Source organism: Alicyclobacillus fodiniaquatilis (assembly GCF_042678105.1).
Classification (GTDB): domain Bacteria; phylum Bacillota; class Bacilli; order Alicyclobacillales; family Alicyclobacillaceae; genus Alicyclobacillus; species Alicyclobacillus fodiniaquatilis.
In genome coordinates, this window is record NZ_JBHUCX010000073.1 from 1 (window position 1) to 13,378 (window position 13,378).

A 13,378-nucleotide genomic window follows, 5' to 3' on the forward strand; every position below is an offset into this window, starting at 1 on the left:
GACCCCTTGAAGAAGACAAGGTAGATCGGTCTGGCGTGGAAGCGTAGTGATATGTGGAGCGGACAGATACGAATCGGTCGAGGGCTTCACCCGCAGTAAGGAAGAAGTAAGAGAGGTTGTTCCATAGTCAGAAGCAAGGGCAGACTGTAGTGAAAGCTACGGTACAAAAAGCAAGACGCTTAGTCAGGTGAAGGGTTGCGAATATGTAATCTGAACCGAAGACGAGTGGTGGGAGCGAAAGCATCTGCAGCGGAGCCTGGGTTTGGCGAAGCGAAGCCGCTTGAGCGAACACCCGAGTCTGGCGGCCATAGCGGAGGGGAAACACCCGTACCCATACCGAACACGGACGTGAAGACCTCCAGCGCCGAGGATACTTGGAGGGAGACTTCCTGGGAAAGTAGGACGTTGCCAGGCGAGAGAGAAGAAAGCCCCCTGTGCGCCACGATGATGTGGTGGCAGGGGGCTTTTTGTGATTGGGGTGACCTTTTTAACGCAGAAATATATTATCCGGGAATAATAGAAGCTATAATATTCACAATAGATTGAATATAGGATTAAAAAATATATGTAAATGCGGAGGTCGGTTGATGTGTCAACAGCAGATGGTAACGTTTCTGCATATACGATTGCCCCGTGGCTATCCGTGCGCGATGGCAAGAGAGCAGTCGAGTTTTATCAAACTGCCTTTCAGGCACAGGAAGTGTACCATATAGAAGATCCAGAGGGTGCTATCGTATCGAGGCTTTCCGTACATGGTGCAGAATTTTGGGTAAGCGATGACCCAGGAGCAGAAAACGGCAATTCAGTGCGAATGATTTTGCAAGTGGAAAATCCAGATGAGGTTTTCGCACAGGCACTGAATGCAGGTGCCTCGGAAGTTTATCCGATGGCAGATGCTCATGGTTGGCGTGTGGGACGATTGGCAGACCCATTCGGTTTTCATTGGGAAATTGCTCGTTCATACGAGGTGTAGACCAAGGTTGCGCCTCTTCCAAGCTGCTCACTTTAGAATTGGTTTTACCAGCAGCGAATGCGGCGTGAGCAAGCACGGTTGTGTCACGCTTGTGCATGAAGAGCAATGCTATCGTTTAAGTGCTCTATATTACTTTAAATGCAACTGCCGGAACTCACTTGGGGTGACGCCTTCCATTTCCATAAATATTTTGTTGAAATAGCTTACACTTTGGTAACCACAGTCAATTGCAATGACTTTGATCGGTGTATCAGGATCGCTTAACAACATTTGTTTACTGTGTTGGATTCGGCATTTCGTGATGAAGGCTACTGGGGTCATCTTCGTAACTTTTTTGAAAAGATTGCAAAAATAATTTGGTGTAAGCTTTACTTTATCCGCCCATTCCTCCAGTACATAAGGAAGATGTGCGTTTTTTTCCATGATAGGAATAAGGTTGATAATTTGGTCTACATTTTTTGCCCCTCTTTTAGCTCCTCCTTTTCCGGAAAACGGAATTGCGTTGCACATAAATTCTATGAGTATAGAATAGGTCAGCGCGGATACTTTGGAGAGACGCGCAAAATTATTCTGCTCAATTTCTGCAAGCAAATCCTGATAGGTCTGCTCTAATACATCTGTATCTTTCATAAACCAAACGGATGATTCGTGAAATCCACTTTCTAATAAAAAATCACCAAGTCTTTTTCCATTAAATTGTAACCAATAAATGACCCAGCGGTCATCTTCAGATGTGTAGTAGCGCATTTTCTGAAACGGAGTATGAAGAAAAACATCACCCTTTTTTAATGTGTAGACAGTATCGTGTAACTCAATATATCCTTTACCGCCTATTACGAAGTGCAAGCTAAAGTCTCTCACTCCTGCTTCACGGTCCACATTGTGATCAAGGGGATGTGTGTATTTTCCGACGGAATGAGGGAAACAAAAAAAATTATATTCTTCGAAGTTGGGCAAAAAATAATTACGGTACATTGAAATCCTCCGTATTATAAAAGTAATTTAGTTATATCGATGATAAAATGTTTTCATTTTTTATTGTAATACCAATGAAATATAATATCAACAAAAAGTAATTTTGTTTTAAGTGTGAATGCTGTGTCTGTGTGTATTGTGTCATGGATTGTGTGGTGGATTTTAGGGGAACTTCGTCAACTTTAATAGAGAATGACTTTGATTATTCGTATGGAACAAGGTTCGATATTGGCTAATTGTGTAATAATATCCGAATTCACAATTGTGTATCGTACTTTTTTGCAGAGGACCAGATATCCATAATTTATTTTGGAGTTGATCGGGATGAGACACAAAAGTCTCCGGGAAAAAATCAATTTGAACAGAGAATGGCGTTTTGTACGAGGAGACTGGAAAGTGTTTAATGCCAATGGTCCTGAACAAATCGACTATGACGATTCAGAATGGAGTCACATTGGATTGCCACACTCTTTCAGCATTCCTTATTTTATGGAGAACAATTGGTATATTGGAGTCGGCTGGTATCGGAAGCATTTGGAATGTCTTTCAGACTGGGAAAACAAGATAATCTACTTAGAATTCGATGGTGTTTTCCAAGTGGCAGAGGTTTATGTAAATGGGAAGCTGGCCGGTAAGCACGAAGGTGGATACACCGGTTTTAACATCAGGATCGATGAATTACTACAGCTTGGTGACAATGTCATTGCAGTTCGAGTGAACAACGAATGGAACGGGAAAATCGCGCCACGTTCCGGTGAGCACATCTTCTCAGGGGGGATTTACCGAGATGTGAGTTTAACGGTTACGGAGCCTTTACATATTGCTTGGAATGGGACATTTGTTTCTACACCTCTTCTCTCGACTTTTGGGGAGAATATACAGATGCAGGTGCGGATGCAAACTGAAGTAACCAACCAATCAAGCACAAATAAACTGGCCACAGTCCGCACAATTGTCTGGGATGAGCAGGGGAATATCTTGACCAGTATTGAAGGTGCGCATGTGGTGCCAGCTGGCGGTACATATCAATTCGATACTTTAAGTGAATCAGTTTTCAATCCGCGTCTCTGGTGCCCGGAAGATCCATATCTTTATCGTATCTCCAGTGAAGTGATTGCAGAAGGTGCTATTACGGACATTTATGAGGACCTGATGGGGTTTAGGTGGATGGAGTGGACCGCTGATGAAGGATTTTATTTGAATGGAAGGCATCTGTATTTGAATGGTGCGAACGTTCACCAAGATCAAGCTGGCTGGGGAGATGCAGTTACCCAAGCAGCGATCTACCGAGACGTCAAAATGATCAAGGACGCAGGTATGAATTTCATTCGAGGCAGTCACTATCCACACCATCCAGTTTTCGCCAAGGCTTGTGATCATTACGGTATTCTCTTTTGGTCAGAAGCCACATTCTGGGGAATGGGAGGGTCTGACGATACAGGGGAGAGAAAAAATTGGCAGACAAGCGGTTATCCTGTGTTGGAGAAGGAACAACTAGGCTTTGAGCAAAGTGCTACTCAACAATTGCGCGAAATGATTCGAATCAATCGAAATCGTCCAAGCATTATTGCTTGGAGCATGGGCAATGAACCGTTTTTCAGCCATGAATCCGTGAAAGACAAAGCGATTGAACTTATTCAGAAAATGGTGAAAGTGTCACACGAGGAAGATCCAACACGCAAAGCGGCCATTGGCGGCGCGCAAAGATGGCAGTTGGACAATCCAGAAATTGCAGATGTAGCAGGGTTGAACGGAGATGGAGGGAGTTTTTATCTGAAATGGGAAGGTGACGAGCGGTGCGATGATCCAGAGTCAAATCGTCCAGAGTGTCCACAGCTAATCTCTGAATACGGAAGTGTAGTCATGGATCGCCCGGGGGAATATCGGCCGTTCTATGATCACGTATCGGCAAGCAAGACAGACCCGTTCCGCTTTTATGCGCCAAAATGGCGCTGTGGACAAGCTCTATGGGCAGGTTTTCATCATGGAAGTCAGGTAAATGACATGGGACACATGGGGATCATCGACTATTATCGTCTTCCTTTGCGCAGTTGGTACTGGTATCGATTCAATTATTTCGCCAATCAGGTCGGCGCAGTCTCAAGTGAGATTGATTATTTAGGAATTCGGGCACCTGCTGCTGGCCGATCAGAACCGAATTGGCCAAAAACAGGTGAACCTAAAAGAATTAAATTATACCCAGGAGTAGGTAGTAAAACCACAATAAAAAACGACGGCACTGACGATACACAGCTGATTGTGGAACTTGTGGATGAAACTGGACGTCGTGTGAATGCCACTGCGGATATTCAACTTAAGGTTTTGAATGGCCCTGGGCAATTCCCATCTTACAATCCGAAACTGATTGCTTCAGACTCCGGACTCGAGATCATTGAAGGTTTAGGGGCCATTGCGTTTCGGTCCTATTACGCAGGAGAGACTGTACTATCCGCGACTTCACCCGGTTTGGAGGGAGCACTCTTAACCATCACTACAGTCGGTGACGAAATCTTACGTGAACCAGATTTGATGATACCTAGGGTTCCGAGCAAAGCATGTCTTACCGATTGGGCCAACTCGGAAATCATGGATCTGTCTACTTATCGGCCAAATCGAGCGAGTAGTGAGGCGAAGGGCTATGAAATGAGTAACGCCAACAATGCTGATCGAAGTATTTCATGGAGAGCTAGTAGCGCAAATTCAGAGGAATGGTGGCTCCTTGATCTGGAAGGAGTCAAATATCCGAAGCGTATCGAACTCGAGTTTGACTGCAAGGGAGTATATCAATTTGTTTTAGAGGGCTCGATGGACGGAAGTTTGTGGAGACCATTGCTTGATTATCGACACAATCGGGCAGAGATCGATGCTTTAAAAGCTTTGCTAGAGCCGTTGGCTTATCGATATGTGAGAATTTTTTTTACATCTTTACCCACAGGGACAGCGGCGAATTTGAAGTGGTTTGGGTTATTTGGGACGAACCATGCATGAAAACAAAATGAGGAAAAAAGCGATTAGTGGGGAGTAGAGAGATGCGAGACTTGATTCAGTTTAACAAACCTGCAATGTTTTGGACCGAAGCGCTGCCTGTCGGTAACGGCAACCTCGGTGCGATGGTTTTTGGTGGTGTAGAATTGGAACGAATACAGCTTAATGAAGATACGTTATGGTCGGGTGGACTCACGGATTGGAATAACCCTAAATCGCAGGATGTACTTACCTCAATTAGGGAAAGCATCGCTCGTGAGAATTATGCCGAGGCTGACAGCATCGGCAAGCAAATGATGGGTCCGTATACGCAGTCGTATTTACCGTTCGCTGATTTGTTCATCACAATGGAGCATGGCAATCAGTACAGTAACTATAAGAGAAGTCTAGACTTGGCTTCTGGCATTGCTGCTGTCTCTTACAGTATAGGCGGGATTGGCTACAAGCGGGAGATATTTGCTTCTTACCCTGATCAGGCGGTTGTCATTCGTATGGAGTCCGACACTCCTGGAAGCCTAAGTTTTCGCGCCAGACTGACGAGTTTACTTCGTTGTACCACCAAATCAAGCGAGGGACAATATACCATTAGTGGAACCGCTCCTGAACAGGTGTGGCCGAGTTATTACAATGCCGAACTACCTATCTATTACGGAGAGGCCAAGACTTCTACAGCACTGAAGTTTCATGGAAGAATGGCCGTGGCAAATCATGGCGGCAGTTTGTCATCTTCCCATGATGGTATTTGTGTAGAAGGAGCGACGACGGTAGTTCTGTATTTCAGCGCTGCGACTTCTTTTGACGCCGCTTTGGGCGCTCGTAACAGCTTATGCAACCCCGAAGACGTAACGGCTGACGTGATCGAATCAAACATACAAAAAAAGTATTCGAACATTCGGACATCCCATATCGTGGATCACGGTAGGCTGTACTCAAGGGTGTCTTTGCATTTGGAAGAAAGCGTCGCTCAAACGGATATGACCACTGACCGAAGAATTGCCGAATATGGCAGCAAAGATCTAGGCTTGGTGGAGTTACTGTTCAACTACGGCCGATATTTGATGATTGCCAGTTCACGACCGGGCACGCAACCCGCCAATCTTCAAGGGATTTGGAACGAGGAGACACGTGCCCCTTGGAGCAGCAACTATACGTTGAACATCAATACAGAGATGAACTATTGGCCTGCTGAAACCTGCAATTTGGCTGAGATGCATGAACCACTGCTGATATTTATAGAGCGACTTGCGAAAAACGGTAAGGAGACGGCTAGAGTAAACTATGGCGCGAAGGGGTGGGTTGCGCATCACAACTCTGACTTGTGGGCGCAGACTGCTCCTGTGGGAGGTTATGGCGACGGAGATCCCGTCTGGGCCCTGTGGCCGATGGGCGGTGTCTGGTTGACTCAACATCTATGGGAACATTACGCCTTTGGGGGAGATGAGGTGTTTCTTCGAACGCGCGCTTATCCGATTATGAAAGAAGCAGCGTTGTTTTGTTTAGATTGGATTTATGAGGATGACGATGGGTATTGGATTACGGGTCCTTCCACGTCTCCAGAGCAGAAGTTCAAAACTGGAGACGGTCTCTATGCCGTGAGCGCAGCCACAACGATGGATATATCGTTAATCGCTGAGCTTTTCGAAAATTGCATCGAAGCTGCAAGAATACTGGGAGAAGATGAGGTATTTGCAAAAGAACTAGTAAGGGCTAAAAACAGGCTGCTACCCTTTCAGATTGGGAAGCACGGGCAGCTTCAAGAGTGGTATAAAGACTTCGAGGATGAAGATAAGCATCATCGTCATATATCGCATCTTGTGGGGATCTATCCAGGAAAACTCATTACAGAGCAGTCGAAACCTGTGTTGTTCAAGGCGGCGCAAAGATCGCTAGAGCGCAGAGGCGATGGAGGGACTGGCTGGAGTCTTGGGTGGAAAATTGGTTTATGGGCAAGATTCAAGGATGGAGACAGGGCGGAGAGGCTCATATCCAATTTGTTGAGCCTTGTCAAAAGCGATGAACCACTCAATATGGAACGTGGCGGCGTTTATGCTAATTTGTTTGACGCCCATCCGCCGTTCCAAATTGATGGTAATTTTGCAGCGACAGCAGGTATTGCGGAAATGCTGCTTCAATCGCATCAGGGATTTCTTGATTTGCTGCCATCTTTGCCGAAGAAATGGAAAAACGGTGAAGTGATGGGGCTGAGAGCCCGGGGCGGCTATGAGGTGAGATTAAAATGGGCGGATGGCCATATCATCGAAGCTACGATTCAGTCAGGTACAACGCAAGATTGCGTGTTTGCGGCGGATAGCAAGCCGATACGGATTGCACAAGACATGTACGAGGTTGTTTTTACGGAAGTTGGCGACGGAAAATATCAATTTTCAATGCAAGCCGGTATGAAGTATGACGTTTTTTTTAGTATAAAACTTGAAAGAGGTTCTATAAGTGACGGTGGAAATCTATCAGATTAAAATGACGAAAGTCGCATACCTTGCGTTTTAGTTTTAGGAAGACGATGACAAACTCCCCTTAACCAGAAGCTGATCTTGCAGCGATTATCCAAATGGATCGTTCCCCTGGATGAAAAAACTGAGTTGATTCTTGCTCATGGTTCGAAATGGCCCACATCGTCAGTTGGGGGCCATTTCGACGTTGTGTAGCGAGTGAGCGCGTCACCCACGAAGCAGAATCTGAAATCCACGGGCGAGTTACACGCCCCCACAAGAGGAAATGTTAATCTGATCAATTGCTAACCTCCAGTAATCTAGCATCACTTCGTGAATTTGGGCGAGCCCAGATGGGTAAACTCGTTATCTATTAGGTTTGCCTCATAGATGAATTTATTTCAAAGTTACATCTGTGTAATTCTTAATATAGTTTTATCGATAATATAATTTTGTTATTTTTTCGGTGAAAATCATAGATTATAATTTTATTCATAGAGTAAATTTATTCTATGAATAGAGGCGGGTACTTGGGAAGGTATTGAAATAGGCGGTATTTCAGTCGAAATTTCTCCCCAAGTGGTGGTGTTTTGGAGAATTCTAACAGGACGGAAATTCTCTAATGTTATCAATTGATAAGCGGCGTAAATATCCAGTCTCAAAAAATGGAGCCGTCCACTCAAAAGTTGATATTCACTGCATTGATGAAAGGGGTGTCACAATGGTTGTAAACGATTTCGTGAACAGTAAACAAGGTGTTTTGAACAAACCGGCTCAGAAAAAACTGTTCAAGCGCATGAAGCGACATTGGCAATTCTATGTGATGGTGCTGTTTCCAGTCGCTTTCCTGATTGTCTTCAACTATGCGCCGATGTTCGGCGCCGTCCTCGCGTTTAAGAATTACAACGTCGTCAAGGGGATCCTCGGCAGTCCATGGGCCGGACTGAAATACTTCAACATGCTGTTTACCGACCCAGAGTTCCCCATCATTCTCCGGAACACGTTGGAGATCAGTCTGTCGCTGTTGATCTTCGGCTTCCCAGCGCCGCTCATTCTGGCGCTGGCGTTGAACGAGGTGCGGATTCGGCCATTCAAGCGCACGGTGCAAATGGTGACCTATGCGCCCTACTTTATTTCGACGGTGGTTATGGGCTCCATGATCATCATGTTGTTGGATCCCAACTCGGGATTGGTCAACGAGATTCTCAATTTCTTTGGCATGAAATCGATTAACTTCCTCGGTCGACCCGATTTATTCGTTCCTGTCTATGTGGTGACGGACATCTGGCAAACGGCAGGGTACAGCGCGGTGATCTTCCTGGCGGCGCTGGCGGGCATTGACCCGAGTCTGTACGAGGCGGCGAAAATTGACGGCGCATCGAAGTGGCAGAAGATCATCCACGTGGACTTGCCGGGGATCCTGCCGACTGTGGTGATTCTGCTGATTTTGAGCGCGGGGAACATCATGGGGGTTGCGGTGGACAAGATCTTGCTGTTGCAAAACCCGTTGAATTTGAGTACGAGCGAAGTGATCTCGACGTACGTGTACAAGATGGGGCTCATCAACGATGATGTGAGTTTCGCGGCGGCCATTGGGCTGTTTAACTCGGCGGTGAATTTGGTGCTGATTTTGATAGTGAACACAGTGGCCAAGCGCGTGTCGAAAGTCGGGCTTTGGTGAGGAGAGACGGGGGGAGAAGAAGTGGCAAGAACGGCAGTGAAAGATACGACGGGCGACCGGATTTTTATGGCGGCGATTTATGTGTTGCTGGTGATTTGTCTGGTGGTGGTGCTGTACCCGCTTGTATACATTGTAAGCGCTTCGTTTAGTAGTGCGCAGGCAGTGAACTCAGGGCAAGTTTGGCTCTATCCCGTGCACTTTACACTGGATGGGTACAGAGTGGCCTTGAGCAATATTCAAATCGTGGTTGGATTCCTGAACTCATTGTTTTATGCGTTTTTCGGCACATTGGTGGGGGTGTCGCTGACGATATTGATGGCGTTTCCCTTGTCGCGCAAGACATTTGTGGGGCGCAATATCCTGACGTCGATGTTGTTGTTCACGATGATTTTCTCTGGGGGATTGATCCCGACGTATTTGATTGTGAAGGGCGTCGGGCTGTTGGATACGCGTTGGGCGATGGTATTTCCGGCGGCGATGAACGTGTTTTTGATCATCGTGGCGAGGTCGTTCTTCCAGAGCACGATACCGGATGAGTTGGCAGAGGCGGCGGAAATGGACGGGTGCAGCGACTTCGGGTTTTTGTTGCGGGTGGTGTTGCCGCTGTCGAAGCCGATCATCGCGGTGTTGGTGCTGATTTTTGCGGTAGGGCAGTGGAACTCGTACTTCAACGCGCTGATTTACCTGTCGTCGGACAACCTGTTCCCGCTGCAGTTGGTATTGCGCAATATTTTGATATTGAACACGCAGTCGTCGGGAATGGAGAACGTGGAAGAGATGTTGAAGCGGCAGAACTTGGCGGATTTGATGAAGTACTCGCTGATGGTAATCGGGAGCATCCCGGTGCTGGCGATGTATCCGTTCATTCAAAAGCACTTCGTGAAGGGGATGTTTATTGGTTCTGTGAAGGGCTAATCTGCAAAGCTGGGAAGGGTGGTGATGAAAGCAGGAGAGGCTAGTTTTTTAATGATTTGATGTTTCGGTATTTAAACACGGGGAGGTTAAATGAAATGGGCCAAAGGAAAAAGATGAGAAAATCGATGTTGACAACCGCGGCAGTCGCGCTCGGTTCAGGTCTGTTGCTGACGGGGTGCGCCAGTGGCGGATCGCAGTCAGGAAGTTCGTCTTCTGGGAGTGACCAGCCTGTCACCTTAAGTATTTTCACACCTGGCACCAAGAGTCTCCTTCAGTCGAGTTCGTTTACCAAGCTCATGGACAAGAAGCTGAATGTCAACATCCAGTTTCAAGTAGCTTCACAGGATGCTGCGACAGAGAAGCAACAGTTGTTACTCTCCAGTGGCGATTATCCAGATGTCATTATGCCGATTACGTGGAATGATCCCATTTCGCAAACGGACGTCTTGAAATACGGACAGGAAGGCGTCTTTATTCCACTCAATCAATTAATCGACCAATATGCGCCACATATTAAAAAATTATTACAAACAAACAAATACTTTAAAGAGGACGTTACAGCGCCAGATGGAAATATCTACTCCTTAGGTGAAATCAATGAATGTTATCACTGTCAGTTCCCGGATAAGATGTGGATCAACCAGACTTGGTTAAAGAAGCTGGGATTGAAGATGCCGAAAACGCCAGCCCAGTTTGAGCAGGTGTTGGAAGCGTTCAAAAACGATGATCCGAATGGCGATGGCAAGAAGGACGAGATTCCGCTGAGTGGAGCGAATACGCTTAGCGGAACGCATATTGACGTATTCTTGATGAACGCCTTCATCGCCGATGATGACGATTATTACTTCACTGTGAACAACGACAAATTGGGCTTTGCCGCAAATCAACCACAATGGAAAGAGGGGCTTGAGTACCTGCATTCTCTGTATGCAAAAGGACTTATTGATCCGGCCGCTATCACTCAGGATGGCACCGCCTATCAGAAGGAGGGTGAACATGCGGGCGTAGAAATTTTAGGAGCAGGCGCCGCAGAGCATCCGGCGGAATTTACAGACAGCACCAGATATAAAGATTATGTGGCTGTTCCACCGCTTACTGGGCCAAACGGTAAGTCATATGCGAATTATGTGCCTTGGAATGCACCGGCGGACTTTGTCATCACAAACAAAGCGAGTAAACAAGAAGCAATTGCAGCCATTAAATTGATGGACTATATCTATTCTCCGCAAGGCATGATTCGCTCACAGTATGGGGTGGAGGGGACTGACTGGGAGACAGCGGGTGCTAAGGATGTTGCACTGGGCGGTCATAAAGCGTTGTACAAAATGATTACACGACCAGCGAATGCAAAACCGACAAACAATACCTGGGGCCTTGAATGGTACAAGCCCACTGGTATGCGGAAATCTTGGGCGTACAATACAAATGCCAATGCTGCTGATGGATCTGGTTATGAACGGAAATTGTTTGACGCAACGGAAGAAGATTACATGGGTCACCAACGGCCAGAAGTGGTTCCACAAAGTCTCTGGATTGATCCATCTCAGGCAGACGAGGCATCCTTGCTACAGACGAATATCACGAACTATGTGCAGCAGAATATGTACCAATTTATCACTGGTGCAAAGAACATCAATAAGGATTGGAACGCTTATGTGGCAGGGTTCAACGGTTTAGGTCTTTCGAAATATCTACAAATATATCAAAATGCATATGATCAAACTGTGAAATAAGGCGAATTGTAAAAGATGAAATTCAATATGGGCCCGCATGAAATGCTGTGTGTTCTTAGGAGTGCACAGCATTTCATGCGCGATCACGAATTGAACATAAGTGCAGTCTACCCATTTTATCCTGTAGTCATCTTGTCCATATCCATGTACAAGACATTCCATAGATGGCCATCCAGATCAGCGAATCCGGCGCCATACATCCAGCCTTGGTCATGTGGCTTGCCATAAATCCTCCCGCCGGCTTTTACCACCTTGTTTACCATCTCATCTACTTCTTCTCTACTGTCTGCCCCAATGGTAAACAGCACTTCGGTCCCTTTTGCTGTATTTGCAATCTCCTTTCCCGTGAATTTCTTGAAAGTCGATTCGGGGAAAAGCATCACGCCCACATTTTCATCGCCAATGACGAGGCACGCGTTATCACTGATATTCCCGGGGCCAGCACTTAAAGAAAACCCAATTTGTGCGAAAAAGGCTTTGGACTTTTCGAGATCGCTTACAGGGAGATTAATCCACATCTGGTTTGCCATTGATATTCCTCCAGTGAATTCAGTTCTACTGGTATTTCCTTGCGTTAATTCACACAAGTTCGTAGTACAATTTCCTAAACAAATGATTCCTTTGGTCAGGGGAGAAATTCAGCTATGAAACAAGGTATCCCGGAATTCGAAAGAATAATATGTGCGTTCATCAAGCAAAGTTACGCTTTTGACGTGTCCTCGTATGAATTCATCCCTGTTGGAGATTCGGCATTTTCCTATATTGTTGTCAGTACAGCATTTGAACGCAGATATCTCAAAGTATTCGATACTTCCACACAAAAGGGAATTTTGGGTGTTGAGCAACTTCGTGGGTATATCCCCTTGATGATAGAGCTCAAAGAATCCAACTTATTTCCCTATCTCCCTCAACCACACTATACCGTCAGTGGTGATATGCAGTGTAGTATAGGGCGCTTTGTCTGTGTTTTGTTCGAATATATTGATGGTGAGACGTTGGCGGATGCCTATCCTTTTTCCGACGAGATCCAAACGAGTATGGCGATTGGGCTCGCGAAGCTTCACACCGTACCGCTAAAGAGCTTGCACGCACAGGTTGCCAGTGAGACGTACGGCGTTGACTTTGGAGAGCGTTTACAGGCCAACCTCGAATGCTTAGCGTCTTACAAAGACAATGATCCATTTATCCTGGAACTTCAATCCATCGTTCTCCCAAGATTGAAGTTGATCCATCGTTTTTGGCAACAGCTCTGTGAACAGCGAGAACGTGTATTACAGTCTTCACATGAACTTGTACTATGCCATGGTGATCTTTGGGGCGGCAACATCATGCATCAGACCAATCGTCAACTTGTTTTTCTCGATTGGGAAAATACAATCGTTGCCCCCATAGAACGCGACTTTTTCTCGTACATTGGCTCAGAATACGCGACTTTCCGTCTGGCTTATGCAGAAGAGAGGCAGATAGATCTCTCGCTCAATCCCGACATGGTCGCTTTCTACGCTTACCGTCATCAATTGAGAAATTTGAACCAATGGCTTCACAATATTTTAAACGAAAACTTTGGTGACGAGCAAAAGCAAAACGATCTTGAAATGATAGAATTTCACTGTCTTGACCGCTGGGCGTCTGTTGAAGAGATGGTCGGTCAGTTATATAAGGAATAATC

Annotated in this window: 9 protein-coding genes and 2 rRNA genes; 9 read left to right on the forward strand and 2 right to left on the reverse strand. The window is 46.0% G+C overall.

Features of this window, described 5'->3' with window-relative positions:
* The 3 genes from ACFSB2_RS17885 to ACFSB2_RS17895 all read left to right on the forward strand — a co-directional run.
* Positions 1-93 (forward strand): 23S ribosomal RNA (locus ACFSB2_RS17885); the annotation flags it as partial.
* Between the two features lie 204 nt (positions 94-297).
* Positions 298-414 (forward strand): 5S ribosomal RNA (gene rrf / locus ACFSB2_RS17890).
* 175 nt (positions 415-589) lie between these two features.
* On the forward strand, positions 590-973 hold the full coding sequence (locus ACFSB2_RS17895) for a VOC family protein (RefSeq protein ID WP_377944470.1): 384 nt from the start codon (positions 590-592) through the stop codon (positions 971-973).
* A gap of 129 nt (positions 974-1,102) precedes the next feature.
* Here the strand turns inward: ACFSB2_RS17895 and ACFSB2_RS17900 are convergent, their stop codons facing one another.
* Positions 1,103-1,948, reverse strand: a complete 846-nt coding sequence (locus tag ACFSB2_RS17900) for an AraC family transcriptional regulator (RefSeq protein WP_377944471.1) — start codon at positions 1,946-1,948, stop codon at positions 1,103-1,105.
* Positions 1,949-2,272: 324 nt separating this feature from the next.
* On the opposite strand from ACFSB2_RS17900, the gene ACFSB2_RS17905 reads away from it, so the two are divergent.
* The 5 genes from ACFSB2_RS17905 (at position 2,273) to ACFSB2_RS17925 (ending at position 11,709) form a co-directional block, all read left to right on the forward strand.
* Positions 2,273-4,936, forward strand: coding sequence for a glycoside hydrolase family 2 protein (locus ACFSB2_RS17905; protein WP_377944472.1), 2,664 nt, complete (start codon positions 2,273-2,275; stop codon positions 4,934-4,936).
* A gap of 41 nt (positions 4,937-4,977) precedes the next feature.
* Positions 4,978-7,407, forward strand: coding sequence for a glycoside hydrolase family 95 protein (locus ACFSB2_RS17910; RefSeq protein ID WP_377944473.1), 2,430 nt, complete (start codon positions 4,978-4,980; stop codon positions 7,405-7,407).
* Positions 7,408-8,101: 694 nt separating this feature from the next.
* Entirely contained in the window at positions 8,102-9,061 is a 960-nt protein-coding gene (locus ACFSB2_RS17915; RefSeq protein ID WP_377944474.1) for an ABC transporter permease, read from the forward strand.
* A gap of 21 nt (positions 9,062-9,082) precedes the next feature.
* Complete coding sequence (locus tag ACFSB2_RS17920; RefSeq protein WP_377944475.1) at positions 9,083-9,976, forward strand: carbohydrate ABC transporter permease; 894 nt, start codon at positions 9,083-9,085, stop codon at positions 9,974-9,976.
* A gap of 95 nt (positions 9,977-10,071) precedes the next feature.
* On the forward strand, positions 10,072-11,709 hold the full coding sequence (locus tag ACFSB2_RS17925) for a type 2 periplasmic-binding domain-containing protein (protein WP_377944476.1): 1,638 nt from the start codon (positions 10,072-10,074) through the stop codon (positions 11,707-11,709).
* Positions 11,710-11,825: 116 nt separating this feature from the next.
* Here ACFSB2_RS17925 and ACFSB2_RS17930 read toward each other — a convergent pair whose 3' ends face one another.
* Positions 11,826-12,239 (reverse strand): VOC family protein, encoded by a 414-nt coding sequence (locus ACFSB2_RS17930; RefSeq protein WP_377944477.1) that lies wholly within the window; start codon positions 12,237-12,239, stop codon positions 11,826-11,828.
* Positions 12,240-12,353: 114 nt separating this feature from the next.
* Here ACFSB2_RS17930 and ACFSB2_RS17935 point away from each other — a divergent pair, with 114 nt between their 5' ends.
* Positions 12,354-13,376 carry an aminoglycoside phosphotransferase family protein gene (locus tag ACFSB2_RS17935; RefSeq protein ID WP_377944479.1) on the forward strand — a complete coding sequence of 341 codons (1,023 nt, stop codon included), beginning with the start codon at positions 12,354-12,356 and terminating at the stop codon, positions 13,374-13,376.
* Positions 13,377-13,378: the final 2 nt, after the last annotated feature.

What these genes read in the sequence shown, in the direction of transcription:
- ACFSB2_RS17900 (WP_377944471.1), bottom strand. Translation starts at nt 1,948, where the DNA reads ATGTACCGTAATTATTTTTTGCCCAACTTCGAAGAATATAATTTTTTT.
- ACFSB2_RS17905 (WP_377944472.1), top strand. Translation starts at nt 2,273, where the DNA reads ATGAGACACAAAAGTCTCCGGGAAAAAATCAATTTGAACAGAGAATGG.
- ACFSB2_RS17910 (WP_377944473.1), top strand. Translation starts at nt 4,978, where the DNA reads ATGCGAGACTTGATTCAGTTTAACAAACCTGCAATGTTTTGGACCGAA.
- ACFSB2_RS17915 (WP_377944474.1), top strand. Translation starts at nt 8,102, where the DNA reads ATGGTTGTAAACGATTTCGTGAACAGTAAACAAGGTGTTTTGAACAAA.
- ACFSB2_RS17925 (WP_377944476.1), top strand. Translation starts at nt 10,072, where the DNA reads ATGGGCCAAAGGAAAAAGATGAGAAAATCGATGTTGACAACCGCGGCA.
- ACFSB2_RS17930 (WP_377944477.1), bottom strand. Translation starts at nt 12,239, where the DNA reads ATGGCAAACCAGATGTGGATTAATCTCCCTGTAAGCGATCTCGAAAAG.
- ACFSB2_RS17935 (WP_377944479.1), top strand. Translation starts at nt 12,354, where the DNA reads ATGAAACAAGGTATCCCGGAATTCGAAAGAATAATATGTGCGTTCATC.